Source organism: Salinibacterium sp. NYA9b (assembly GCF_976973725.1).
In genome coordinates, this window is sequence record NZ_OZ333476.1 from 2,250,584 (window position 1) to 2,275,837 (window position 25,254).

27 protein-coding genes and 1 tRNA gene are annotated in these 25,254 nt (G+C 60.5%); 7 read left to right on the top strand and 21 right to left on the bottom strand.

The window, feature by feature from the left end:
• Nucleotides 1-80 precede the first annotated feature (80 nt).
• Together ACWFSR_RS10775 and ACWFSR_RS10780 are read left to right on the top strand one after the other, a co-directional pair.
• Nucleotides 81-779: an ABC transporter ATP-binding protein gene (locus tag ACWFSR_RS10775; RefSeq protein WP_197106240.1), complete on the top strand. Its 699-nt coding sequence runs from the start codon at nucleotides 81-83 to the stop codon at nucleotides 777-779.
• Entirely contained in the window at nucleotides 776-2,083 is a 1,308-nt protein-coding gene (locus ACWFSR_RS10780; RefSeq protein ID WP_447522360.1) for an ABC transporter permease, read from the top strand. Before ACWFSR_RS10775 ends, ACWFSR_RS10780 begins: the two co-directional genes overlap by 4 nt.
• Here the strand turns inward: ACWFSR_RS10780 and ACWFSR_RS10785 are convergent.
• From ACWFSR_RS10785 to ACWFSR_RS10870, 18 genes are all read right to left on the bottom strand, one after another.
• Nucleotides 2,046-2,465, bottom strand: a complete 420-nt coding sequence (locus ACWFSR_RS10785) for a hypothetical protein (RefSeq protein WP_197109588.1) — start codon at nucleotides 2,463-2,465, stop codon at nucleotides 2,046-2,048. The two genes, ACWFSR_RS10780 and ACWFSR_RS10785, sit on opposite strands and share 38 nt — an antisense overlap.
• Before the next feature lie 93 nt (nucleotides 2,466-2,558).
• Complete coding sequence (locus ACWFSR_RS10790; RefSeq protein ID WP_197106243.1) at nucleotides 2,559-3,230, bottom strand: hypothetical protein; 672 nt, start codon at nucleotides 3,228-3,230, stop codon at nucleotides 2,559-2,561.
• 56 nt (nucleotides 3,231-3,286) lie between these two features.
• A complete protein-coding gene (locus tag ACWFSR_RS10795) occupies nucleotides 3,287-3,754 on the bottom strand; it encodes a cupredoxin domain-containing protein (protein WP_197109586.1) in 468 nt (155 codons plus the stop codon).
• A 241-nt stretch (nucleotides 3,755-3,995) separates the two neighbouring features.
• Nucleotides 3,996-6,653: a cation-translocating P-type ATPase gene (locus ACWFSR_RS10800; protein WP_447522361.1), complete on the bottom strand. Its 2,658-nt coding sequence runs from the start codon at nucleotides 6,651-6,653 to the stop codon at nucleotides 3,996-3,998.
• Between the two features lie 194 nt (nucleotides 6,654-6,847).
• Nucleotides 6,848-8,173, bottom strand: coding sequence for an extracellular solute-binding protein (locus tag ACWFSR_RS10805; RefSeq protein ID WP_447522362.1), 1,326 nt, complete (start codon nucleotides 8,171-8,173; stop codon nucleotides 6,848-6,850).
• A gap of 86 nt (nucleotides 8,174-8,259) precedes the next feature.
• The gene (locus ACWFSR_RS10810; RefSeq protein ID WP_447522363.1) at nucleotides 8,260-9,198 is read right to left on the bottom strand and encodes a carbohydrate ABC transporter permease; all 939 of its coding nucleotides are present in this window, start codon (nucleotides 9,196-9,198) and stop codon (nucleotides 8,260-8,262) included.
• Complete coding sequence (locus ACWFSR_RS10815; RefSeq protein ID WP_197106248.1) at nucleotides 9,195-10,076, bottom strand: carbohydrate ABC transporter permease; 882 nt, start codon at nucleotides 10,074-10,076, stop codon at nucleotides 9,195-9,197. The genes ACWFSR_RS10810 and ACWFSR_RS10815 overlap by 4 nt, the downstream gene beginning before the upstream one ends.
• Nucleotides 10,073-11,155, bottom strand: coding sequence for an ABC transporter ATP-binding protein (locus tag ACWFSR_RS10820; protein WP_197106249.1), 1,083 nt, complete (start codon nucleotides 11,153-11,155; stop codon nucleotides 10,073-10,075). Before ACWFSR_RS10820 ends, ACWFSR_RS10815 begins: the two co-directional genes overlap by 4 nt.
• Nucleotides 11,152-11,985 carry a glycerophosphodiester phosphodiesterase gene (locus ACWFSR_RS10825; protein ID WP_447522364.1) on the bottom strand — a complete coding sequence of 278 codons (834 nt, stop codon included), beginning with the start codon at nucleotides 11,983-11,985 and terminating at the stop codon, nucleotides 11,152-11,154. The genes ACWFSR_RS10820 and ACWFSR_RS10825 overlap by 4 nt, the downstream gene beginning before the upstream one ends.
• Nucleotides 11,982-12,737, bottom strand: coding sequence for a glycerophosphodiester phosphodiesterase (locus tag ACWFSR_RS10830; protein WP_197109582.1), 756 nt, complete (start codon nucleotides 12,735-12,737; stop codon nucleotides 11,982-11,984). Before ACWFSR_RS10830 ends, ACWFSR_RS10825 begins: the two co-directional genes overlap by 4 nt.
• The gene (locus ACWFSR_RS10835) at nucleotides 12,734-13,519 is read right to left on the bottom strand and encodes a glycerophosphodiester phosphodiesterase (protein ID WP_447522365.1); all 786 of its coding nucleotides are present in this window, start codon (nucleotides 13,517-13,519) and stop codon (nucleotides 12,734-12,736) included. Before ACWFSR_RS10835 ends, ACWFSR_RS10830 begins: the two co-directional genes overlap by 4 nt.
• Nucleotides 13,520-13,720: 201 nt before the next feature.
• Entirely contained in the window at nucleotides 13,721-14,323 is a 603-nt protein-coding gene (locus ACWFSR_RS10840) for a glycerol-3-phosphate responsive antiterminator (RefSeq protein WP_197106253.1), read from the bottom strand.
• A 95-nt stretch (nucleotides 14,324-14,418) separates the two neighbouring features.
• A complete protein-coding gene (locus ACWFSR_RS10845) occupies nucleotides 14,419-14,847 on the bottom strand; it encodes a hypothetical protein (protein WP_197106254.1) in 429 nt (142 codons plus the stop codon).
• 114 nt (nucleotides 14,848-14,961) lie between these two features.
• A tRNA-Arg gene (locus ACWFSR_RS10850) sits at nucleotides 14,962-15,033 on the bottom strand.
• A gap of 57 nt (nucleotides 15,034-15,090) precedes the next feature.
• Nucleotides 15,091-15,489, bottom strand: a complete 399-nt coding sequence (locus ACWFSR_RS10855; RefSeq protein ID WP_447522366.1) for a hypothetical protein — start codon at nucleotides 15,487-15,489, stop codon at nucleotides 15,091-15,093.
• A 67-nt stretch (nucleotides 15,490-15,556) separates the two neighbouring features.
• Nucleotides 15,557-16,555 carry a CHAP domain-containing protein gene (locus ACWFSR_RS10860; protein ID WP_447522367.1) on the bottom strand — a complete coding sequence of 333 codons (999 nt, stop codon included), beginning with the start codon at nucleotides 16,553-16,555 and terminating at the stop codon, nucleotides 15,557-15,559.
• Between the two features lie 80 nt (nucleotides 16,556-16,635).
• Entirely contained in the window at nucleotides 16,636-17,133 is a 498-nt protein-coding gene (locus tag ACWFSR_RS10865) for an HNH endonuclease (RefSeq protein WP_197106257.1), read from the bottom strand.
• A gap of 336 nt (nucleotides 17,134-17,469) precedes the next feature.
• Nucleotides 17,470-18,171, bottom strand: a complete 702-nt coding sequence (locus ACWFSR_RS10870; RefSeq protein WP_197109577.1) for a metal-dependent transcriptional regulator — start codon at nucleotides 18,169-18,171, stop codon at nucleotides 17,470-17,472.
• Nucleotides 18,172-18,211: 40 nt separating this feature from the next.
• Between ACWFSR_RS10870 and serC the strand changes: the two genes are divergently transcribed.
• Nucleotides 18,212-19,324, top strand: coding sequence for a phosphoserine transaminase (gene serC / locus ACWFSR_RS10875; protein WP_447522368.1), 1,113 nt, complete (start codon nucleotides 18,212-18,214; stop codon nucleotides 19,322-19,324).
• Nucleotides 19,325-19,333: 9 nt separating this feature from the next.
• On the top strand, nucleotides 19,334-19,579 hold the full coding sequence (locus ACWFSR_RS10880; protein ID WP_447522369.1) for a DUF2530 domain-containing protein: 246 nt from the start codon (nucleotides 19,334-19,336) through the stop codon (nucleotides 19,577-19,579).
• Here the strand turns inward: ACWFSR_RS10880 and ACWFSR_RS10885 are convergent.
• Nucleotides 19,576-20,229 (bottom strand): DUF3027 domain-containing protein, encoded by a 654-nt coding sequence (locus tag ACWFSR_RS10885; RefSeq protein ID WP_197109576.1) that lies wholly within the window; start codon nucleotides 20,227-20,229, stop codon nucleotides 19,576-19,578. The two genes, ACWFSR_RS10880 and ACWFSR_RS10885, sit on opposite strands and share 4 nt — an antisense overlap.
• Nucleotides 20,222-20,605: a cold-shock protein gene (locus tag ACWFSR_RS10890; protein WP_197106262.1), complete on the bottom strand. Its 384-nt coding sequence runs from the start codon at nucleotides 20,603-20,605 to the stop codon at nucleotides 20,222-20,224. Before ACWFSR_RS10890 ends, ACWFSR_RS10885 begins: the two co-directional genes overlap by 8 nt.
• A gap of 64 nt (nucleotides 20,606-20,669) precedes the next feature.
• Here ACWFSR_RS10890 and ACWFSR_RS10895 point away from each other — a divergent pair, with 64 nt between their 5' ends.
• From ACWFSR_RS10895 to ACWFSR_RS10905, 3 genes are read left to right on the top strand one after another with little or no spacing between them, the layout of a single operon-like run.
• Nucleotides 20,670-20,936: a hypothetical protein gene (locus tag ACWFSR_RS10895; RefSeq protein ID WP_307783812.1), complete on the top strand. Its 267-nt coding sequence runs from the start codon at nucleotides 20,670-20,672 to the stop codon at nucleotides 20,934-20,936.
• A complete protein-coding gene (locus ACWFSR_RS10900) occupies nucleotides 20,923-22,779 on the top strand; it encodes a helicase-associated domain-containing protein (RefSeq protein WP_197109575.1) in 1,857 nt (618 codons plus the stop codon). The genes ACWFSR_RS10895 and ACWFSR_RS10900 overlap by 14 nt, the downstream gene beginning before the upstream one ends.
• A 24-nt stretch (nucleotides 22,780-22,803) precedes the next feature.
• A complete protein-coding gene (locus ACWFSR_RS10905; RefSeq protein ID WP_197106265.1) occupies nucleotides 22,804-24,453 on the top strand; it encodes a DNA repair helicase XPB in 1,650 nt (549 codons plus the stop codon).
• A 67-nt stretch (nucleotides 24,454-24,520) separates the two neighbouring features.
• On the opposite strand, the gene ACWFSR_RS10910 is transcribed toward ACWFSR_RS10905, so the two are convergent.
• Nucleotides 24,521-24,991 carry a nucleoside deaminase gene (locus tag ACWFSR_RS10910; protein ID WP_447522370.1) on the bottom strand — a complete coding sequence of 157 codons (471 nt, stop codon included), beginning with the start codon at nucleotides 24,989-24,991 and terminating at the stop codon, nucleotides 24,521-24,523.
• Between the last annotated feature and the right edge of the window lie 263 nt (nucleotides 24,992-25,254).

Genomic DNA, 25,254 nt, shown 5'->3' on the forward strand with positions numbered 1-25,254 from the left:
AGAAGATACTTCTCTCGCCGTAGGCCAGTGACTCCCCTCGGCTGACTCGCTCAGCGCTGAAGTCAGCGAGACTGGGGCGTATGACTACCCCCATCATCCGAGTCAAGGATGTCCACAAGTCCTACGGCAAAGGCCCTAACCGCTTTGACGCGCTCAAAGGTGTCACCTTCGACATCAACGAGGGCGAGAGCGTCGCGATCATCGGCAAGAGCGGCTCGGGAAAGTCGACCCTCATGCACGTGCTTGCGCTTCTTGATGCCCCGACCGCCGGAACGGTTGAGCTTGAAGGGATCGACACCAGCACGTTGAAGGGCAAGAAGCTCAATCGTGCGCGCAACAAGACGTTCGGATTTGTGTTCCAACAGTTCTTTCTCACCGCCAACATCTCCGTTCTGGAAAATGTGATGCTCCCGATGAAGATTGCCGGGGTGCGCCGCAGCGAGCGGAAGGCACGCGCGCACGCCGCTCTTGAGCAATTGGAGATGGATGACAAAGCGTCGAACAAGGCCGTCAACCTGTCGGGCGGCCAGAAGCAACGTTCGGTGATTGCCCGCGCGCTCGTGAACAACCCGCGCATCATTTTCGCGGATGAACCCACCGGAAACTTGGACACCGCGACGGGAGGCAATGTCGAAGACATTCTCTTTGCACTCAACCGCGACAAGGGCATCACCCTCATTGTCGTCACTCACGATGATGAGTTGGCTGCCCGCTGCGATCGCCGCATTTACATTCGCGACGGACTCCTCGTGAACGACACCACGGAGGTGGCCGCATGAACGCCCTCGACCTGATCGGCACCGCCGCATCCAATACCTTCCGCTCGAAGACCCGCACCGTTCTGACGATCCTCGCGATCTTCGTTGGTGCTTTCACGCTCACCATCACCAATGGCCTCGGCACTGGCATCAATCGCTACATCGATGACACGGTGACCTCGATCGGCGCGGAAGATGTTATGACCGTGTCAGTAAGCCAAGACGCCAACGCCGGCTTCGCCGACAGCTCTGGGCCCGCCGAATACGACCCCGATGCGATTGCCAGCGATGGCTTCAACCGCCCCGGCTCCACCGTGGTGGCCCTCACCCCCGACGATCTAGAGACGCTCGCTAACATTGACGGCGTGCTCGATGTTGAGGCAACCAAGTCAATTTCTCCTGACTGGATCCAGTCAGGCGACGGCCCCCAGTACCTGACCTCCGTGGGCGGACTCGTTGATGGCCAGACCGTGCAGCTTGCAGCCGGCACAGCTCCCTCCGCCGATTCGGATGCCTTCGAACTGAATGTGCCAATCTCTTATGCGGAATCGCTCGGCTTCGCTGACGCGGATGCCGCGGTGGGCCAGACCCTGACGATCGCGATCACTGACGCGGAACGCACCCAGCATCTCGTCGACGCGACCATCGTGGGCGTCGCCGAAGAAAGCATCGCCGCCACTGGTGCCGGTGGACTGGTCGTGAACGATGCGCTGACTGACGAGCTGTACTCGACGCAGAACATCGGAATCGCTCTCGATGAGCAAGAGCGCTACGCCCAGGCGAGCATCCGCTTCGATGCTGCCGCGACGGATGCCGATGTCACAGCCCTCAAGGAACGCCTCACCGATGCCGGTTACACCGGCACGACCGTGGCCGACCAGCTCGGAACGTTCAAAACCATCATCGACGCCATCGTGCTCGTGCTGAACGCCTTCGCCATCATCGCCCTGCTGGCAGCAAGCTTCGGCATCGTGAATACCCTCTTCATGTCGGTACAGGAACGCACCCGCGAAATCGGCCTCATGAAAGCCATGGGAATGGGCGGCGGCAAAATCTTCGGGCTCTTCAGCCTCGAAGCTGTCATCATCGGCTTCCTCGGGAGCGCGATCGGTGTCGGCATCGGGATGCTCGTCGGAACAGGCATCAGTTCGGTGCTCGCCGGGGCACTCCTCGCTGACCTCCCGGGGCTCACCTTGATCGCCTTCGACCCACTATCGGTCACCGTGATCATCCTGGTCGTCATGGCCATCGCGTTCCTCGCGGGCACCCTGCCCGCCGCCCGCGCTGCTAAGGCCGACCCGGTTGAGTCTTTGCGCTACGAGTAAGCAGCGCCACCGCGACGCCGCCGATTAGCGCGAAGCCCTGAGCGATGACTGCTATCACCTTGTCGGAATACCAGACAGGCTCGTAGATGACGGGAAGCCCAATTGCACTCAGGTCCAATGGAACATAAACGGATGCCACCAAGAGTGCAAGGCCGCCCGCCGCGATCACTGCCACGACCAGCCCGGTCCACCAGCGGTACACCGCCAGGACCAGAACGGCCGCGAGGATATTCATCACGCCCTGGATGCGGAACAACGCGCCCTGACTGACGAGCGAGCCGACAATGGCATCGAACGGAGTCGCGAGAACAAAGTGCACGTAGGCGTTAACCAGCAACGCGAGTGCAATCCAAATCCGTGCCGCAATACTGAAAATCTTCATGTACTTGCCCTTTCTCTCAACAACTTCCCGGAAACAATGAAACCGGCGGGGAGCGATTCGATCGCTCCCCGCCGGCTCACTCGTGAATTGGTTTTACTGAATACCCTTGTTGGCTGCAATTCCGCCAGCGAGAGCTGTTGCCGTCATCGGCATGTGTCCAGCAGCTTCCTTCAGCAGCGCGAAGTAGGCAGGGTCACCGGCGATGTTGGCGTCGATCGCTGCAATGAGCGATGAAGCGTGCGTCTCAAGGCCGGCCTGTACATCTTCAGCCGAGAGCTCAGGAACAACCGAATTCATCAGCTGGCCGAACGACACTGCGTAGCCGCCGAGATCTGACATTGCCTGGTCGATGCCAGCCTGGTCATCCGTTGCCTTCGCGACTGCATAGTTCACGAAGAACGGGATGTGCGAGCGCCAGGAATCGAGGAACGGCTGCTCGGCATCGGGGTAAGCCGAGCCCACGAGGGCTGCGATCTCGACCGAGTTGGTGTCGAGCGTTTCGACTGCTCCGGCAACATCGGCCGTCGTAAGGTCGCCACCATCGGCGAGCGCCTGGTCGATGGCTGCACCGGCGAGGTAGACGTGGTCAGCGAGCAGGGCCGTTAGCGATGCACGCAGTGCGGAGCCGTCACTGTTTACTGTGTCGACGACCATCGAAGAGTTGCTCTCATCAGTGGTGGCCGGAGCCTCTGTAGCTGCCGAGCAGCCCGAGAGTGTGAGTGCCGCTGCGAGTCCGAGACCGGTGATTGCTGTGAATTTACGCATTGCTTCTTCTCCTTGTTGATGTTTTTTGTTGGTGGTGCGTTGTGTCGTGCGGGTTCTTACGGTTCGACCGTGACGGTTGCGTTCATGGTCAAGTGCGGTTGGCAGTAGTACGAGTACTCGCCGGGTTCGTCGAAGGTGTAGGAGAACGTGTCGCCCTCCTGGCCCTTCGGAGCTAGGTCGTGGTCGAAGAGGCCGTCTGGTGTTTGCGTCCCGCGGAGACCGGTCGACTCGTTGACGTCGCCCCAAGCTCCGGAGGTAACGGTGTGACCGATCGTCTCGCCGTTCTGCCACGTAACCGTCGTACCGACCTTGACGGTGAGATCCTTCGGCATGAACTTCAGGCCGATAGTCGTGACAACGTTTTCGTCGGTTTCGGCGGGCTGTTCGCTCCCGCTCGTCTCGGACGGCGTCGTTGCGGACGGTTGAGAACCTGCACATCCCGAGAGCGCAATGAGAAGTGCAGGCAAGATGAGCGCACCTGCGAGGGTGGCTTTCGGTGCCCGAAGTGTTCTGGTGAGTGACATGTAGATGATTCGGCGCCCAACGCTAAATGGTTTGGTATCAATTTCTCGGGCGCAGAAAAAGCTTGGCAGGGAAGCGGAATAGGAATTCTGAACAGCCCCAGGCGAGCGGCTCCCGGAAGGAGGTCAGCGAAGCCGCTGTGCTTGCTGTCGGGTATTTACGCAGAGCCTCGAGGGCTGCTCGGCCTTCCGTCTCTTGCTCTATCTGGAGAGGGAAAATCGATAGTGGCCCCAGGCGTAGCGCTCACAATCGTGTTCGCCCCGCCAAAACCCGGCGCACAAGCTTTTCGACCTCGATGAAGATCAGCACGGTCGACGCGGCGGCTGCGCACCCCATCCACTCCCCGAGCGTGAGCGGCACGAGTTGCAGCACGCTGGCGCTGACCGGCCACGACATCACAAGCCACTGCAGCCCAAGCGAGCCGAGGGCGGTCGCAACAAGGAACGGGTTGCTGAACGGACTGATCGTGAAGAGCGAACGTCGCTCGGTGCGCGCACTACCTGCTTGGAAGAAGCTCATCAGCACAAAGACCGTCATCGTGATCGTGCGCACGCGATCCAGTTCATAGCCAGCCGCGAGCGCCAGCTGGAACGTGATGATCAGCACGGTCGCCATCCAGCTCGACGACATCACGGTGCGCATCCACAACTCACGCGACAGGATTCCCTCGCTCGCTGCCCGCGGCCGCCGCCGAAGCTCGTCCCCCTCGGCGGGTTCAAACGCGAGCGCAACATCTTGCAGACCGCTCGTGACGACGTTGATCCACAGCACCTGCACCGGGATAAGCAGCAGTGGCTGATCGAAAAAGAAGCTGATAGCGACGGCCAGCATGATTCCGAAGCCAGTCGACAGCAGAAAGAACGTTGATTTGCGGATGGCCGAGAACACGATGCGGCCCTGCCGAACCGCCTCGACGACGGTCGCAAAACGATCATCGGTGAGCACGACATCCGCAGCTTCTCGCGCAACGTCGGTGCCCGCCTTGCCCATCGCAACACCGATTGCGGCCGCTTTCAGCGCGGGGGCGTCGTTCACGCCGTCCCCCGTCACCGCGACCGTTTCCCCCGTGGCTTGCAATGCCTGAACAACGCGAAGCTTGTCTGACGGTGAAACACGGGCGATAACGCCGGCGTGAGCCACCCGGTCAGCTAGCGCAGCATCGTCTAAGTCGTCGAGTTCGGCCCCCGTGATTACATCGTCACAATCGGCGATTCCGAGTCGTCGTGCGATCGTCGTAGCCGTCAACGGGTGATCACCCGTCACCATGATGACGCGGATCCCCGCCCCAACACAGAGGGCGATCGACTCGAGGGCCTCCGCCCGCGGAGGGTCGGTGAGAGCGACAAGGCCGAGCAGTTGCAGCTTGCTGGGGTGCGGAAGTTCCGGACCCGTGAGCTCATTGTGCTCCACCCTTCGACAGGCGATTGCCAGCACGCGGTAACCATCGCTGGCCAGCTGAGCTTGAGCGTCGTACACCCGCTGGCGTGCGGTCGCATCGAGGGGGCTTCCCCCGGCCTCCTCGCTACACATCGAGAGCACGAGCTCCGGCGCGCCCTTGACGTACAGCATGAGTGCCGCATCCGTCTCCCGCTTGTCGTTACGGCGCAGCGATTGTGAATAACGGTTCTGTGGTTCGTACGGCAGCCGTGCCACTTGATCGGGCTCGTCATCGTCACTCGTAACACCAAGCGAGCGTGCGAGCACTGCAAGCGCAACATCGACGGCATCACCGATGAAACCGCCTTCGTCGTCATCGCGAGAGTGTGCCTCGTTCACGAGTGCACCCGCCATGATGAGATGGTGCAGCACCCCACTCGGCTCGTAACGCATGCCCTCAACCTCAATGACGCCGCGGTCTGGCACCCACACCCGCTCGACCGCGAGGCGGTTTTGGGTGAGCGTACCCGTCTTGTCGCTCGCAATCACCGTCGTCGAGCCGAGCGTTTCGGCGGCCGGCAGCGTGCGCACGATCGCGCCCTGGGTTGCCATCCGGCGCACTCCGAGTGCCAGCGCGACCGTCATCACGACGGGCAACGCCTCAGGGATGGTTGCTACCGCCATGGCGATCGCCGATAGCAAGACCGATTCGAGTTCTTCGCCGAGCAGCAGACCAGTCGCGATCACCGCGACGGCAACGACTGCCACGAAGACTCCAATGCGGCGTTCGAGACTGTTAATGCTCCGCTGGAGTGGCGTCTTCTCCGGGCGGGTTTGGATCAGTTCGTTTATCCGCCCCAGCTCCGTGTCGCGACCCGTCGCGACGACCACACCACGAGCACGGCCAGACGTGACGAACGTACCGCTGTAGAGCATCCCGCGGCGGTCGGCCGTCGCCGCATGCACGGGAACCGCGTCAGGAGTTTTGTGAACCTGCTCCGACTCGCCCGTGAGCATCGATTCATCAACCTGAAGCGCGTGAGCATCAACAATTCTGACATCTGCGGTTACCTGCTCACCGCTCTCCAGCGTGACAACATCACCGGGAACGAGATCCACCGCTCGAAGACGGATGACGTGGCCGTCCCGCAGAGCGCGTGCCCGTGGAACAGCGAGCGAGGCGAGGGCTCGCATTTCTCGCTCGGCCCGGGTCTCTTCCCAAAAACCAATCGAGGCATTCAGCACGAGAACAATGAGAATGGCGGTCGAGTCGACCCAATCTTGCTGCAGCAGCGTAATCGTCGCGGCCACCAACAGGATCGCGATCAGCGGCGAACGAAACTGTCGCAATGCCACCACTATGGCGGGCGTTGGCTTGCGCACTTCCAACCGATTCGGCCCATACTCGGCTTGCCGTTCGGCGGCCTCGGCGGTGCTCAGCCCCTGCGCGCTCGTCTTCAGTCGAACAAACGCCTCAGCAGAATCGAGCGCGTGCCACGGTTCCTCCGACACGCCTGTTGTCATAGCCCCACGCTACAACGGTGGCGTTGGTACGACTAGAGGTGTGCGTGCGAACGCGACAGTGCGCTGATGGGCACCGTCCCAAAGACCCTTCCGTCCGCGACGTGCTGTTCGCGCGTGCTCCTCACGGCACAACGACAACGGCCGCGAGCGGGTTTCCCCGTTCACGGCCGTTGTTTTCGTGCGTGTGGAGAACGCTAGCGGTTCAGCACTTCGTTGACTTCTTCAGCGAGCGCCAGCATCGCTTCTGACGCGTCGAGGTCGTCGAAGTAGATGGCGTGGATGCGCTCGGTCATGAGGTCTTCGAGCTCGCTGTAGGCCTTCGTCATCGGGCGAGGCTTGCCGTAGGTGATCTGCTCAGCAGCAACCGCATAGCCAGGAGTGGTCTCCATGAGGTCCTTTATCAGGTCGGTTTCGAGAGCCGAAAGACGCACGGGCAGGTACCCGGTGCGCGACGAGGAGTAGGCAGCCTGCTCGGTGTCGCTTGTCCACTTCATGAACTCGAATGCTGCGGCCTTCTCCTGGTCCGTACCGGTGTTGGCGAGGTAGATGTTCGATCCACCGACTGAGACACCACGCTGGCCGTTGTCACCGGCGGGAATCAGCGAGACACCAACATCCACTCCGTTACCGGCAGCAAGCCCAAGGATCGACTGGATGCCGCCCGAGCTCAAGAAGGTGAATGCTGTATCTGCGCTGCCGGCTGCCGCGAAGAACGCGCTCACGTCTGCAGCACCGGTGACCTTGATGAGGTCGCGGTCTTCGAGGTCGGCGATCCACTCGATCGTCTTGATGGCACCCTCGGTGTCATACATCGACGCGGTCTCGTCGTCGTTGAGCACAGCGGTTCCGCCGTACGAGTAGAAGAGTGCTTCCATGACCCAGAAGTCGTAGTCGCAGAAGATCATCGCGGGGCCGCCGACGTAGTCGTGAGCCGCCTCGAGGTACTCCTCAAACTCGTCGAATGTTTCGGGGCCGGTCTCTTTGAGGCCGAGTTCGCGCATCATGTCTTGGTTTACGTACATCACGGGAACACTGCGCATGTGCGGGAAGGCGTACATGTCGCCATCAACGTAGAGGTTGTCGGTTTCGCCCATCTGGAAGTCCGCGTCGTCCATTTCGACAGCCGCCATGTACGGCTCGAGGTTGAGCGTGGTGGTGGCGCGAGCGAACCGGTCGGTCATTCCGACCTCATCCACAAACATGTTGGGAAGAGTGTCAGCGAGCGCTGCCGCGTTGACCTTCTGCTCGGTCTCAACATAGTCGCCCTGGTAGTTGGCGGTGACGTGGATGTTGAGCTCGTCACCACGGGTCTCGTTGAACATGTCAACGAGCTCCTGGTTCACGTCTTCAACGGCTGCGGTCCAGAACTCAAGCTCGACGGTCTCTTCACCGGGCTCGTAGGTGTAGCTAGCGGCATCCGCATTGGCTGCGGTGCAGCCAGAGAGCAGAACCGAGCCGAGGGCAATCGAAGCGAGAACGCCGGCGCGTGCCCGACCTCGCGAGAAACGGGTAGAGGACATGGTGGTGCCTTTCTTTGATGTGGTTGAGGTGGTGCGTGTTGAGGTGGTGCGTTGTTGGTTGATGCGGACGAGGAAATCGAAGGGCATCATTTGACGCCGGTATAGGTGAACGCCGAGATGATGTGACGGCGCGCAAACAGGAACACGATGAGGATCGGCACGACGAGGAGCATGTTTCCGGCCATCACAATGGTCGGCGCGATCTCATCGAGCGCTTCGAGTCGCGGCACGGCCACCGGAAGCGTGCGGGCCGCATCCGTGGTGGTCCAGACCAGCGGGAAGAAGTAGTTATTCCAGGTGCCAATGAACGTGATCAGCCCGATGGTCACGATGGTCGGTTTGGCCAGCGGCAACATGATGCGACGGATGATCGTGAACTCACTCGCGTGATCAAGTCGCGCTGCTTCGATCAAGCTGTCGGGCACTCGCATGAAGGTTTGACGCAGCAAGAAGATGCCGAACCCACTCGCGATGAAGGGCAAGATCAGCGAGAGGTGTGTGTTGAGCAGCCCCATCTTGGCGTACATCGCGAACACCGGAAGGAAGATCAGTTGGCCAGGGATCATCATCGTCGCCAACACGACGCCGAAGAGCACGTCGCGGCCTTTGAAGTGGAAACGTGCGAAGGCATAAGCGGCCGGCACGATGATCAGAAACTGACCGAGCAGGGTGCCGCCCGTGACGATTACCGAGTTCAGTGCGAAGTGGCCAAAGTTCACCCGGTCGAACGCTGCAATGAAGTTATCCCAGCGCACGGCGTCCACCCAGAACTGCGGAGGAATGGAGAGAGCTTCGGATGCTGTCTGAAAGGCGGTGAGCACCATCCAGTAGAACGGACCGGCGAACACCAACACGAGCAGGAGCGACACCACGATGCGCCCGATGACGCGCACCGCTTTCCACAGAATCGAGCCGATTCGGGCCGTGCGAGCGGTCGGTGTAACGGGCGGTGGCGGTGGCGACGCGGGGCCGCGCGAAGAACCGGCAGCCGTGGGTGGCGTAGGAGGGGCAATCGTCGTAGTCATCGGTAGTGCACTCTTTTCTGGAACGCGCGGAAGTAAAGCACGGTGATGAGGCCCACGAGCACCATCAGCACGACGGCGATCGCAGCGGCATAACCAACTCGGTAGTACTCGAAGCCTTCGCGGTAGACGGCGAAGATGAGTGTGTTGGTTGAGCTTTGCGGTCCGCCCTGCGTCATGACGTTGATTGTGTCGAAGGCCTGAAACGACCCGATGACGTTGACGAGAACGAGAAAGAACAGCGTGGGCGAGATCATCGGGATGGTGATCTTGCGAAAGCGGGTCCACGCCGAAGCATTGTCGAGGTCCGCGGCTTCGAACAGGTACCGCGGAATCGACTGCAACGCCGAGAGGATAATCAAGGCGTTCAGCCCGACCGACTTCCAGACCGACACAAGAACCAGCGAGAACAGGGCGACTTCGGTATCGGAAAGCCAGCCAACAGGCTCAAGCCCGACTGCGCTCAAGATTTGGTTGAACAGCCCGATGTCGTCATCCATCAGCCACACAAAGATGAGCGAGACCGAGACCAGCGCGATCACGTTGGGAGCAAAGCTGACGCCCTGCAAGAACTCGCTGAGCCAGCCTTGGCGATTAAGAAACAGTGCCAAGATCAGACCGAAGATCATGACGAGTGACACTTCCATGCCCATATACACGAGTGTGTTCTGGATGACCTTGCCGAAGTCAGGGTCAGTGAAGAGCTCGGCGAAGTTTCCGAAACCCACGAACTTCATCGGGCCACGAAGGTCCCAGGAGAAGACACTCAGTACGGCGTTGTAGCCGATCGGATACAGATAGAAGACAGCGAGAATCACGAGCGCTGGCGCGATGAGCGCGTACGGCAACAGCCGTCGATCTCTCAGTAGCGAGGTTTTCATGCGGAGACGACCTCGCGAACCTGGCCGGAGATGGCGGGTTCGGCGATGCGCTCTTCGTTGGCATCAAACCAGTGGATGTCGTTGGTCTCGACCCGCACGAGAGCGTCACCGAGGGGGCGCGCGATCTCGTCGAAGCGCTTAATCGCAATGCGCGAGCCGTCGGGCAGCACGGCGCGGTACACGAGCTCCGCTCCAAGGTTCTCGAGGGCGATGATGGTGACCGTGAGCTCAGTTTCGCCTGGCACCACGGGGCGGCTGGTGTCGGCAAACGTGAGTCGCTCAGGGCGCACTCCGAGCCACTCGGCACCCTCGGGAGCATCGGCGGCGACATCCGCACCGAATGCAGCAATGGGCACGACGTTCATGGGCGGGGTTCCGATGAAGCGACTCGTGAACACGTTCTGCGGTTTCGCGTACAGCTCGGTCGGTGCCGATTGCTGTTGGATGCGGCCCGCGTCCATGAGCACAATCGAGGTGCCCATACTCATCGCTTCGACCTGGTCGTGAGTGACGTAGACGAAGGTTGCCCCGAGGCGTTCGTGAAGTTCGATGAGCTCAATGCGCATGTGCTGGCGCAGCTTCGCATCGAGGTTGGAGAGCGGTTCATCCATGAGAAAGACGGCAGGCTTTTTGACCATGGCGCGCGCCAACGCAACCCGCTGGCGTTCGCCGCCCGACAGCGCATCAGGATTTTTGCGCAGGTGCGGCGTGAGGCCAACGGTCTCTGCAATCTCGTGCACGAGTTCGCGGCGCTCCAGCTTGGGGACCTTGTTGTTGCGCAGGCCAAACTCGATGTTCTCTTCCACCGTCATCGTCGGGTAGATGGCGTAGTTCTGAAAGACCATGGCGACACCACGCTGACCGGGAGTCACATTGTCGACCGTCTTTCCGCCAATCGAGATCGTGCCAGTGGTTGGCTTCTCGAGACCGGCAATCATGCGCAGCGTTGTCGATTTTCCGCACCCTGACGGGCCAACGAGAACCGAGAAGCTGCCGGCTTCGATCGTGAGATCAAGGCTCGGGATGATCTCCTTGTCGCCATACGACTTACCAATGTTTCGCAGTTCAATCTGACTCATGCGCGTGCCTCCGTGTCGTGGGATGTGCTGTGTGGTGGGTGCTGGTCACCGCGGTTATCGACGCCGCGGTTCTGGACGTTGCCGACGTCGGGTCGATTCGACATCAGACCATCGATATCGAACTCGAGGATGCGGTCAGCGGATGCGTCGTCGTCGACAGTCCAGGCGTTGATGCCCAGCCCGTGCTCTCGCGCTTCCGCCACAAATCGCTCGTTGATGAGGGAGAAATGGGGGTGCAACACGTTCGCGCCGCAGCGGCGCGCATAGCCGGGCAGATCGGCGAAGGTTTCGACGAATGCGATCGCCGTCGTGAACTCTGGGTAGGAGCGAGCGAAACCAGCGATAGCGCGATGGTTGATCGACGAAATCAGGGTCGAGTCAACCCCATCATGCGCGCGAACTTCGGCGGCAACGAGATCGTTGACAGCACCCCACGAGTTGGTGAAATCTTTCGTCTCGATGTTGACCCAGACGCCTCGCTCGGCCGCGAACGACAACACTTCACTGAGCGTCGGGATGCGAGTAACCGCGCGAGCGAACTGGCCCTCAAACCCGCGATCGAAGTTGAGCACGCGCAACTCGGCGAGAGTGAAATCCCGCGCCCAGCCCATGCCGTCTGACGTGCGATCGACACGGGGGTCATGCAAGACGACCAGGTGTCCGTCGCTCGTAACGTCAACATCCAATTCGATCTTGGTCGCTCCCATTTCGGCGGCAAGCTCGAACGCGGCAAGAGTGTTCTCCGGCGCGTAGCTGCTGGCACCGCGGTGGGCGATGATGCGGCTGTCGATGGTCGGTCGATCGCCGCTGCTCAATGCAGACCGGTTCATGCGGATACTCCTCGACGGTTGAGAGCGGATTGGTACGAATCGGTGACCACAGCGTCGACCCCGAGAGCGAAGAGTTGATCGAGCTGCTCCTCTTCGGTGACGGGCCAGAACTCGGCAACCAGGGTGGAGGCGCACACCATCACGCCGAGAGCTCGCGCACCATGCACGTCGCCAGTGGCGGCGCCGACAGCGATCGGGTGAAGGGCGATCGCTCCGACCGCGGCGGCATACGATGCGGCCTCTTCCATCACGACAAGGTGGCGAAGACCAATCTTGAGAGACGGATGCGCGACAGCAAGCGCCGCCATCGACACATGATTAGTGGAGGTGATTGTCACGCGCTCGTGCATACGACGCTTGTGCACGAGCTCTGCGACCGCAACAGCGGCGGGGCTGGCTCCCTCACTGTGCTGCGGGTCTTCCTTCACATCAAGGATGAGATGGGCATCGGAACCGGCCAGCAACTCGACCACTTCAGCAAGCGTCGGAATTCGGGTGCCAGCGAATCCCTCGCGCCCAACGCCAATGTCGACCGTCTTCAGCTCAGCCAAGGTGAGCTCTTCGACAAGCGCCTTTGGCTGACCATCGTAGAGAACGCTTGCGCCGCGAAGCGCTACAAGTTCAGCATCCCGTGAGAGTCGAACGTCGATTTCGACCCCGTCAGCCCCACGGCGAAGCGACTGCTCAATCGCGGCAAGAGAATTCTCCGGTGCAACGTCGGCGGCACCTCGACGCGCAAAAACGAGAGTCATACGAGTGCCTCTGCTTTCGCGAGCGCTGCTCGCCGCGCGACAGCGATATCCGGGGTGTTCGTGATGATCGAATCAACACCGGCGGCGATGAGGTCGTCGATCTGTTCCGCCTCACTCCGGCTGGAGAATGGCGCTGGCATAGTCCAGGCATTCACGGCAAGGTTCGCCGCGCGCGCCTGCCGCATGGTCTCGGGCGTGAGGGCCAGATGAGCGGGATGGATGGCATCCGCACCGGTCGTGGCAGCGTAGTTGCCGATCTCGTGCAGTGACATCATGTGAAGCAGACCGGTTCGCACGTCGGGGTGGCTGAGCTTGAGCTCTGCCATTGACGTGTGGTTGAACGATGAGAAGAAGACTTGCTCGACGAGACCCCGGCGCAGTACTTCATCGGCAGCACGACGAGCCAACTCACCGTAGGCCTTGTCGTGACGGTAGATGTCTTTGACTTCGATATTCAGTACGAGACTGCGACGTTCAACAAGGTCAAAGATTTCGTCGAGCGTCGGGATGAGAGCGCCGGCGTAATCGCCCGGGTTTCCTGTTCCGAAATCCAAACGGCGCAACTCACCGAAAGTGAGTTCCGAGACGCGGCCCGTACCGTTCGACGTTCGGTCGATCGTGTCGTCGTGAATGGCGACAATCACGCCGTCGCTGGTGGCATGGATGTCGATTTCCATGCCATCCGCGCCTAGGTCTGCGCCGAGCTCGAAGGCCTCGAGGGTGTTCTCTGGGGCGTAGGCCATGGCACCTCGGTGGCCAAGGATGAGGGGTGACGCAGTCATTGGGACTTCTTTCGTTCGGTTCTGGGCATAAAAAAACCCGGGGAGTCAGCAGCGCCAACGCACCACACGGCTGTGCCGTGCGCGTTGATGATGCTGACCCTCCGGGTGCTCTCTAGTGACTCTGCCCTGGGGTGTGTTTTCAGTTGTGGGTGGTGCTGGTAACTCTGGTGAGGCGGTGATCTGCCTCGGGAAGCGTCGAGGTTAGGCGACGCGGGTATGAATTCGTGACCGTCGACGCCGCCACAGTGCGGGGTTTCCGGTAGATACGTAGTCGGCGCCGCAGTCGAGCACGGCGTCGATTTCGTCAGGATTACGGATGAGCCCACCGACGATGAGGGGCTGCTGGATGCTGGCTCTGAGATCGCGGATGACGCGCGGCATCAGCCCTGGCATCACCTCGACCTCGGTGGGACGGCTCGCGTGCACTTGGCGCATCGCGTTGTCGACCGCGTGAGTATCGACAGCGAAGAACCGCTGCACCGACGCAATGCCGAGCTTTCGTGCGGCAGCAACCGCAGCGCTCTTGGTAGTGATGACTCCGTCAACTCCGACGTGTTCCGCAAGAAACTGCACGGCAGCACCGTCTCGGCTGATTCCGCCCACGAGTTCAAGATGAACATGGGCTGTTTTACCGGCGTCATGGATGCGGGCAACCATGCCTGCGAGAGAATTGATGTCTCCCACCAGCAGGTTGATGCGCGCTACGTCGCTCTCCAGTGCATCCTTGAGCATGCCGTGTTCTTGCACAGAAGCGATGAGGGGAAACTCCCCCGCCGCTGTGCCACGCCATCTCAACTCGCTCATGTTGGTGCCCACGCTAAACACCGGAGTTAGCGGCGCGGTAACGCTCAGGTAAACGACAAACGCTGAGAGTTTGTCAGCCGACGTTTCGTGAAATGTTACTGGCGTGCTTCGATCAAGACTGGCTCAAACGAGACTGGCCCAGAACACTGGCCGAACAGCCCGCGTCGCTCAACGCTTACCGGAATCTCATATGTTGCGTCACTGATCACAAACCCGTCGCGGTCAGATACCACCACGTGGAGCGAGCGTTCTCCTCCCAAGACGAAGACAGAGTCATCCACGTATGGCGGCTCTTGCGGCACTTCCCACTGTTTGCCGTCGCTTCGAGTCACCGGTTGCACAACGCACTCCTCGCCAAAACAGGCCGAGAGCATCTCAGCCTCGTGCAGCGCATCTTCTAGCTCAATCACGGCAGGACCGTTGTTGACGTAGCCGACGGCGCTGCAAGCGAGACACCCTGAGAGCGACATCATCGCCACGGCGCCGAGAGCTGCCGTTGCCAGCGCTCTCCGTGTCTTGGTCATATCTAGAGCATATGAATAGCGCGGCGCGACGTGAGAGGTGAGCATTCTTTGTTACGCAAACGAAACGCTCCGAATAACCTGGCCCAAAGAGCCCGGTTCGCAAGAAAGTGAGTGTGCCCCTGGAGGGATTCGAACCCCCAACCTGCTCCTTAGGACGGAGTTGCTCTTCCGTTGAGCTACAGAGGCTGGCTTTTCGAGTGTAGCCGAGTACGGCACGAAGAACCCTCAGCCAGAGGGCCAGCGTTACGGGGTCGGCGCTGCCGCACCATCGATCGCGGCTGGCAGCGGATACTGCAGCGGCTGCAGGTCGGGCTCCAACCACTGCGTGCGACCCTCAGCGATGCGCTCGCGTGAGTAGAAACGTTTGATGATGGACTTGTCGAGCAGCTCCGGTGCGTCATCCACGTCATCGACCAGCGCAATGAGGTCAAACCAGGCACGAGTGAGCGTGATGTGAAAAGCATCCGGTTTGCCCGCCCGCACGGCCATGCTCTTAATGCCGACCGCGAGACGTTCGAAGCCGTCAATAGCGCCATACGCACGAGCAAGCAACCACGCCACGCGAACATGACGTTCGTGTGAAAACGCGGCAGGCGCGATGGTGTTGTTTTCGAACGTTGTCATGAGTTCGTCGTCAGTCATGATCAATCACTCCACACAATTACTCTCGCAGGCTTCATGCTCGCCAGCGCGCGGTCACACCAAACAGTTACTGGCCTGGCGGGTAGAGGAACGACTCGACCTCGCTGGCCGGGATGGTGCGCTGACCATAGGAGAGGTAGACGTAGTTGTATTCCTCAAGCAGAACTGAACCGTCGGAATTGACTTGCTTCACGTATGAAACGTGGTTGTCCCAGCCAAACCACGCCACAGAACCGACAACGGGAGTCGCGCTCACGGTCCAGCCGTGGGTCTCCCAAGCCGACTTCCACTGGTATGCGTCTCCACCATTCGGCGTGAGATCTGCCCAGGCCCAGCGGAACGGTGCCGCGAAGGAACCAACGTCGCGGTTCAGCCGCCACGCTACAAAGTCGGTGCACTGGCGGTAGTAGTAATTCAAAGGTGAAAGGCTGCTGCCCGCAGTCGGCCACGGGTAGTCATCGCCCAATGCTTGAGCGCCCGATGAAGCGTAGAGCGCGTTTGCCGAGGCAATCGCATCCTGCTGCTGAATCGCTGCCAGGTCTTCGGGCGATGTCGCCTCGAACTGATCACGCGTGAGCTCCGGCAATTCCAGCTCAGCGCTAACCGTCACCGACTGGACTCTCGCTTGAGCGGCATCCGCGACTGCAGAAACTGACACGAGTGTTCCCCCGTCTGAGATCAGACCGCCTTGGCCGTAGGCCGGCAACCCTGCCACAGCAAACAGCCCGCCAATAACAGCCATCGACGCCACAGCGCGAAGCGGGCTCTTGCGAACACGCTTGGCTGTGGCTTTCGGAGCCGAGTGGGCACGAGGTGCCTGAGCAACGATCGGCGCAACACGGTTATTCAGCGCGGGGGCTGCCGGGGTGTACACAACCGGTGCCTCATCGTGAGCGACCGCAGCGGGAGCACGAGGAATCTGCGGCGCAGCTACAGGCTTGCCGATAGTCGCAGCATCTCGTGCGGCACGTGCTTCGCGACGCGAAAGAAAGATAGGAGCTTCACTCGAAGGTTCCGCCGAGGGCACGCCGGAAACGTCCGGGCCATCAGATGAGATACGGGACAATCGGGAACCTTCAGGTGGAGCGCGCTCAAAGAAAACTAGGGAAATCCTTGAACACAGGAATAATCACAACAGCATAACAGTTACGCCGCTGGAGCCAAATATTCTTCCCAATCTGGGAGTCCTCTTTCAATACCCCGCACCAACCACGCGCTGGTGTGCGGCGGACGCGGTTTGATTAGCAGGCGCCAGTTCATCTCCGCGGGAGTGCGATTGCTCTTCACGTTGTTGCAACGCAAGCAGCACGCCACCAGGTTTTCCCACGAATCTTCGCCACCGCGAGAGCGAGGCATCACGTGGTCGATGGTGTTTGCGGAAGCCCCGCAATAGCCACACCGGTGACCGTCACGTCGCAGCACTCCACGACGAGAAACCGGCAACCTGCGCGTAGAAGGAATACGCACATAATTTCGAAGGATGATGACCGACGGTCGCTCCCACGATTCACTCGCGCTCCACACCGGATGATCCGGGTCGGCAGCGATAACTGTCGCTTTCTGATTCATCACGAGCACAACGGCTCGTTTAAAGGACACGACCGCGAGCGGCTCATAGCCGGCGTTCAGGACCAAAGTGCGCATTGTCATCCTCTCGAAAGAGCCTGCACGGCTTGCAGGCAATCGACTTCCCCGAAATTCAGCGAAAAGGAGGCAGAAACACAAAAAGGCACCGTCGAAAGACGATGCCTAGTGATTCAGCGCGCAAAAACTGCTGCGCACAGTACTGCTGTGTCGTATGTGGAAGTGGGCACGCGCATCCACGGTTTGGATGCTGCACCTACTTAACATGCGATTCTCCGGTTCATTCGTGAACTCCAAGGGCTACAGGCTAACCCAGTTTTTGGGGCACATTGCACGCGGGCGCGCCGAATCGGATGACGAGACGGTTACGCCTCGGTGAACGCCGGAATCCGAAAGCTACGCGCTCGGCTTCTCCACAAAGATATGAACGGCAACCTCGTTGGGCAGCTCGAGACCTTCGCCAAACCCTTCAACGGTGACCGCAACGTAGGAGTCTGCAGCAGCGAATGTGGCTGTCTTACCTGGCATAACGCCAGCACCAAACAGCTGCTGCAACAGTTCAGGTTCGAACTGCACGGGTTCACCCAATCGACGGATGAGTCCGGTCACCGGGGTGGTTGTTTCAGCGACAAGCTCAACGATGTTAACCATGCCGTCGCTGAAAGATGCCGCAGCAACACCACCCAGCTCTTCCAAGCCAGGAATGGGGTTGCCATAAGGCGACTCGGTGGGGTGATCAAGAATTTCGATGAGCTTGCGCTCTACCTGCTCACTCATCACGTGCTCCCACCGGCAGGCTTCGTCGTGAACGAGCGCCCAGTCGAGACCAATAACATCGGCGAGGAGCCGCTCAGCAAGACGGTGCTTGCGCATGACATGCGTGGCACGACGCCGGCCCTCAACCGTGAATTCGAGGTGGCGGTCGCCTTCTACGACGACGAGGCCGTCACGTTCCATGCGGCCGATGGTTTGCGAGACGGTCGGGCCAGAGTGGCCGAGCCGCTCAGAGATGCGGGCCCGCAACGGGACAATGTTCTCTTCTTCGAGATCAAGAATCGTGCGCAGGTACATCTCGGTGGTGTCAACGAGATCGGTCATGAAACCAGACTAGCCCGAACTGGCCAATAGAATTGGACGCATGCCGAGCCTGACGATTCCTACTGACCTCCTTCCCTCCGATGGACGATTCGGAGCTGGCCCTTCCAAAGTGCGCCCCGAACAGATCGAGCATCTCGTTTCTAGCGCGCGAAACATCCTCGGCACGTCCCACCGCCAAGCACCGGTTCGTGACCTCGTTGGCCGCGTACGTTCGGGCCTCGGAGAGCTTTTCCAGATCCCGGAGGGCTACGAAGTAGTACTCGGCAATGGAGGCTCCACCGCGTTCTGGGATGCCGCCGCCTTCGCCCTTATCGAGCGTCGCAGCGCGCACCTCTCCTTCGGAGAATTCGGTTCCAAGTTCGCGAAAGCGGCCGCAGCACCCCACCTTGAATCGCCTCATGTCGTCACCGCCCCGGGCGGGTCGCTCGCCGAACTCGACGACATCGACGGCGCTGACGTCTTTGCGTTCCCCCAAAACGAGACCTCTACCGGCGTGATGGCCCCCGTGCGCCGCTTCGACGACGCAAACGTACTCACTGTTGTCGATGCCACGAGCGCAGCCGGCGGCGTGAACTTCGACGCCGACCAAGCAGATGTCTACTACTTTGCACCGCAGAAGAACTTTGCATCAGACGGCGGCCTGTGGATCGCTCTCTTCTCCCCCGCGGCAATCGAGCGCGTCGAGCGCATCGCCGCGTCGGGTCGCTACATCCCCGAGTTCTTGTCGCTCAAGAACGCGATCGACAACTCGCGCCTCAACCAGACCCTCAACACTCCCGCACTCAGCACCCTGCTGCTGCTCGAGAACCAGATCGACTGGATCAATGGCAACGGTGGACTGGCCTGGGCGGATGCTCGCACGCGCGAATCCTCGTCGGTGCTCTACGACTGGGCTGCCGCCAGCGATGTCGCCACGCCATTCGTCACCAACCCTGAGCACCGCTCGCAGGTCATCGCAACGATCGACTTCGACGATGCAATCGACGCCGCCGCAATCTCTAAGACGCTCCGCGCCAACGGAATTGTCGACACCGATCCGTACCGCAAACTGGGCCGCAACCAACTGCGGGTCGCCACCTTCGTTGCCATCGAACCGGATGACATCCGCAAATTGGTGTCATCGATTGAGTATGTGATCGCCAACAGCCACTAATCTGAAACCGTGCGTATCTGGTTGAAAGACTCAGAACGCCGGCTAGATCCTGAGCCGGTGCAGACCGACGACCGCAAAGCCATGCTCGTGGGCATGGTGTTGTGGATCATCGGTCTTGCACTGCTGCTGCTTTTTATCGAACCGCTCAATGCATCCGGAAACCTGTGGTGGCTCTGGACTGCCGTTGCGGGCCTCGTGCTCGGCCTTATCGGCCTGATCTACACGCACGCACAGCGCGGAAAGCGAACTCGCTAGTCTTCTTCGTCCGAATCGTCGTCGTCATCATCTGACTCGTCATCATCGTCGTCGAGTTCAGCATCGTCTGAATCGTCATCATCGTCGTCGTCGTCATCCGACTCGTCGAGGTCATCAACGCTCACGCCCTCGTGGTCACCGCCGCGAAACGCACCAGTGTCGTAGTCGTCGTCTGACTCTTCGTCGTCATCGTCTGACTCATCATCATCCGATGCATCAATGTCAACGCCGTCGAGGTCACCGCCGTGTAAGACGGACGAGCCGAACTCGTCATCGTCATCATCGTCGTCGTCGTCAAGATCGTCGTCGGCTTCTTCTGCAGCAGCCTTTTCGGCATCCGCCGCTTCAGTAGCGGCCTGCGCGGCCTTGTACTCCGCAAGACGCTCAGACCACGGCACCCAGTCGGGCGAGAGCAGTGCGCCCTCGGCCGGCATGAGTTCTGCTTCAAGAACCGTGGGGTCCTGACCCTCAACGTGAGCAACGCTGACGGTCCAATTCCAGCCCGGATAGCCCGGCAGAGCCGAAGCGAAGAGTACCGAAACGGTGCCTTCGCTTTCGATCTGCTCACCGACGAGCGCACCAATCGACGCATCAGTGGTGATCTCGAGGAGTGCTCCCCGAGCAAGCTTTTCGTACTGGCTATTAGGCATCTAGTTCGTCCGCAACTTTACGTAGCATGGAGGCGATCTTGGCGCCGTGGGTTTTATCAGGGTAACGACCGCGCTTGAGGCCAGAACCGATGCCGTCCATGAGCTTGACGAGATCTTCAATGATCACGGCCATGTCATCGGCGGGCTTGCGGTTGATCTTGGCCATGCTTGCAGGAGCATCCATGACGCGCACGGAGAGCGCCTGAGCGCCCTTCTTGCCGTCAGCAATGCCGAATTCGAGGCGTGTACCCGCCTTGATCCCAGTCGTGCCCGCAGGCAGCGCTGAGGCGTGCAAGAAGACCTCTTGGCCTTCATCACTCATGATGAAGCCAAAACCCTTCTCGTCGTCGTAAAACTTAACCTTGCCGGTAGGCATGGGCATGCTCCTTTGTAGTCGTGACTCAAGCTTAGAACGTAAACGGGCGCGTATCCTTGTCAACGTGACAAATCACTCAACTGAACGCGACCTTCGCATCGAGCGTGTGCTCGCATACCTGGTCGCCATCTCGATCGCACTCGCTGTGCTTAGCTTTGTCGCCGTAGTCGTTGCTACCGCAGTGGGCCAAACCGTATTCGATTACGGTGTGTGGCCCGTAGTGATCACTATGCCCTACTTTGCTTTGCCTTTGGGCGTCGTTTTCATCATCACCCTTCTCGTGTTGAATGGCCGCCGTCGCCAACGTGAATATAGGAATGGCCACAATTAGCGATGCGGCTCTTCTGCTCGCCGCTCAACTGCGGGCACTAGACGACAATCAACTTCTTGAGTTGTTGCGCTCACGCACGGTGCGCGGCAACTCTGTAAGCGACTTCTTTGACCTAGCGGATGCTCTGCAGCAGTCCACCTCGGTTGAACGCGTGCTGCGCGATCTCGACCGCCCCACGCTTGCCACTCTCGCGGTGGTCGCTGACACTGCGTCCCTTACCGCGCAGGAAGTCGCCTCTGCCGTCGGGCACTTTGGTGACGACGAGGTTGCCGTTCAGCGTCGACTCGATCGGCTCGTGAGCTTGGCCCTGCTCATTCATCGTGGCGGTCGCTACAGCGCCCCTGACGGCGTAACCGACCAGTTGGCAGGTTGGCCATTCGATGGCTTGCCCTCCACCGGTGAACTGCTCGACACTCCCGCGCCCTCCACTCTCACGTCGGTTGAACCCTCCGAGCGCGACAGTATCGACAGCATCGCCGCCGAGAACGCGTTCGCGACCACCAACGAAGTCACCGAACTCATCAATCAGCTGCGTTCGAGTCCCGTGCGCGATTTGGCGCGCGGCGGAGTCTCCCTCCCCGACTCAAAGCGGCTGGCGGCAGCGATGTCGGTTCCTCTCGACAAGATCGCCGGCCTCGTCGACATCGCAGAACGTGCCGGTCTCATCGCCACCACGAATGCCCAGTGGATGCCAACCGCCGATGCCACCGAGTGGATGTCGCGCGGCGCGGCTGAACGCTGGGTGCACTTGGCTGAGGCGTGGCATCAGGGAATTCCTGACGACATCCGCACCATCTTGGCCGACCGCACTCACAGCTTCTGGGGCGACGGCGTCGAGGACTACACGCGCTGGTTATTCCCCGCCGGGGTTGAGTCGATGCTCGAGAAGGTGCGTCGCTACGCCCGCGATGCTGGCCTCCTGGGCGTCACGGCCAATCGCCTCCCCAGCAGCGCAGGCGTTGCCCTGCTCACCCGCACAACGACAGAAGCAACCGCCGCCATGGCCGCGGTCTTTCCCAACGAAGTGCATCAGGTTTATGTGCAGCCCGACCTCAGCGTGATTTCGCCAGGACCGTTGGCGCCGCAATTGGATGCTCGGCTGCGCGTCATTGCCGACGTCGAGACCCGCGCCCTGGCATCCACCTATCGCATCTCGCGATCGAGCCTGCACCATGCCATGACGCTCGGCGAGACGCTTGACAGCATTCGAAGCTTCTTGACTGACATCTCATTGACGGGGGTTCCCCAGCCCGTCGAGTATTTGCTAACGGAGGCTGCGGGCCGCCACGGCCTAGTGCGGGTTGGCCAGCAAGGGGCGGCCGGCAGTTACGTCATTTCTCCTGACTCAGTGCTTCTGCAGTCGATCGCGGTTGATCCCAACTTTGGTGCCTTCGGATTGCGCCTCGAGGGCGACCGTTTGGTCTCGCGATTCGGAGTCGAGCAGCTCTTTTGGGCGCTGAGCGATGCCCGTTACCCGGTTGCCGCCGAGAACTCGGAGGGCGCGATCTTGTCGCTGCGACGCGACCAAGTTAGTGCTGCAAGCACAGAAGAGCCTCAAGATGACGGCCCAGATAAGTTGCTGGCGAAGCTGCGCAGTGGCCAGGGTGGCGCCACCGGCGATGAAGATCAGGCGTGGTTGTCGCGACAAATCGAGGTCGCGATTCGCAACAAACTGCTGCTGTTTGTCACGGTGAAAATGCCAGATGGCCATCTCGTGCAGTACACGCTCGAACCTTCCAGCGTGGCAGCTGGTCGCATGCGCGGCCTCGACCGTGCAGCCGATATTGAGCGAACGCTACCGCTGAAGAGCATCGTCGGGGTGGAAGCCACCAACGAACGCTAAGCATCCGGGCGTAGTCTAGGTCGGATGAACACAGCACCCGACGGACCTCTGATCGTGCAGTCTGACCGCACGGTTCTGCTTGAGGTAGCGCACCCTTTGGCCGAAGACGCGCGCCATGATTTGGCCGTTTTCGCGGAGCTGGAGCGCGCCCCCGAGCACATCCACACCTACCGCATCACGCGTTTGGGACTGTGGAACGCTCGGGCCGCAGGTCACGACGCTCCCGCGATGCTGGAGACGCTCGAGAAGTATTCGAAGTTTCCTATCCCGCAGAGTGTCAGCGTAGATATTGCTGAGACGGTTGGCCGCTATGGCCGCCTCGTCATTGATCGTGACGACGACGGCGCGTTGACCCTGACTGCCACTGACCCGGCGGTGCTGCGCGAGATCACGCGCGCCAAGAAGGTCGCAAGCCTGCTGTTCGAACGTCGCGGCGACCACACTTTTGTGGTCCAGCCATGGGCCCGCGGGCAGCTCAAGCAAGAGTTGTTGAAACTCGGTTGGCCGGCTGAAGACAACGCCGGCTACACGCCAGGCACCCCTCACGAGATTGATCTGGATGCCTCGGGCTGGGGTTTGCGCGAGTACCAGCAGCACGCCATCGACAATTTCTTCGACCACGGTTCAGGCGTCGTCGTGCTGCCCTGTGGCGCCGGCAAAACCTTGGTGGGCCTCGGCGCGATGGCGCAAAGCAACACCACGACCCTGATTTTGGTCACCAATACGGTTTCTGCGCGCCAGTGGCGAGCCGAAATCTTGAAGCGAACCACCCTCACTGAAGAAGAAGTGGGTGAGTATTCGGGGCAGGTGAAAGAGATTTTGCCTGTCACGATCGCGACCTACCAAATCCTGACGGCGAAGCGAAAAGGCGAGTACGCCCACCTTGCGTTGCTGGATGCTCTCGACTGGGGCCTCGTCATTTATGACGAAGTGCACTTGTTGCCTGCGCCCGTGTTTAAGCTCACCGCTGATCTGCAAGCACGCCGTCGCCTCGGCCTCACCGCGACGCTTGTTCGCGAAGATGGGCGCGAGGGCGACGTGTTCTCCCTCATCGGCCCCAAACGTTTCGATGCCCCGTGGAAAGAGATTGAGGCCCAGGGCTTCATCTCCCCCGCTAGCTGCTTCGAGGTGCGCGTTGACCTCCCCGAGAGCGAGCGGCTTGAGTACGCGGCATCCGCTGATGACGAACGTTACAGACTGGCCGCAACAGCACCCGCTAAAACTGAAGTGGTGCGCGCGCTCGTGAAAAAGCACGCCGGCGAGCGCATTCTCGTTATCGGGCAATACCTCGACCAGATCGATGATCTGTCTGAGCAGCTGAATGCTCCCAAGCTGACCGGTGCCACCTCCGTTCCGGAGCGCGAGCGTCTGTATCAAGAGTTCCGCGACGGCGTCACGAAGGTGCTCATCGTGTCAAAGGTTGCCAACTTCTCGGTCGACCTGCCCGAGGCGACCGTCGCCGTGCAAGTTAGTGGTTCATTTGGCTCTCGCCAAGAAGAAGCTCAGCGTCTTGGCCGCCTGCTTCGCCCCAAGGAGAGCGGCCTGCCCGCCAACTTCTACACGCTCGTGGCACGCGACACGGTCGACCAAGACTTCGCACAAAACCGCCAACGGTTCTTGGCCGAACAGGGCTACAGCTACACGATTCTGGATGCCGCAGACCTGACGGCTTAGGTCGCTTGCGAATTCTCCGCCCAGCATCCAGTCGCGCTGCTGGCCTCAACCGAGCGCTGCCTCTGGACTAGCGCGCCCAGAGGGCTCGGCACTCCTCGGCGAGCACACCCGATGCAACGCTGAGGCGTCGGGTAGTGAGCGCGCTCAGCGCAGTGGAATCGATGGAGATCTCGTCGAGGGCGTCGGGCCGCAGTTCGAGCATCTCGCTCATGCTGAGGCCGAAAACCAGATGCTCGACGCCCGCCGTCCAGGCGGCAGAGAAGCACATGGCGCAGGGCTCGACTCCACTCACGAGGGTGCATCCGGCAAGGGATCGCCCATGGTTGCGAACGGCATCTTTCACCGCCATTATTTCTGCATGACTGGTGAGATCGTCATCCGTCTCGACACGATCGTGGGCACGCCCCACGATCGCACCGCTCGAATCGATGACGACGGCTCCATACGGAAATTCTCCCGCTTGGAGTGCCTGCCGTGACAACGCGAGTGCGGCTCTCATGGCATCTTCGATCATGCTCGTGGAATCTGTTGCGCTCATGACGGTTCCTCCGCGGGGCGTGCGTATCCTCGGCAGTCAAGGAATTGCATGAATAGAAATGTTTGATGCGTGCCACTAAATAATTACCGCGAACTTACGTGGACGCATCGCGCCCGTCAAATGGCGCAGGAGGCGACACGCCGCCCACGACGGTGTCGGCTGAGTCATCCATCGTTCCAGTGTGCTCCCGGGTACCCCTGAAGTCGAGGTGCCCGGATGCCGCATCGTGCAAACCATTGAGAGCTACCGCACCGGCTACGGTT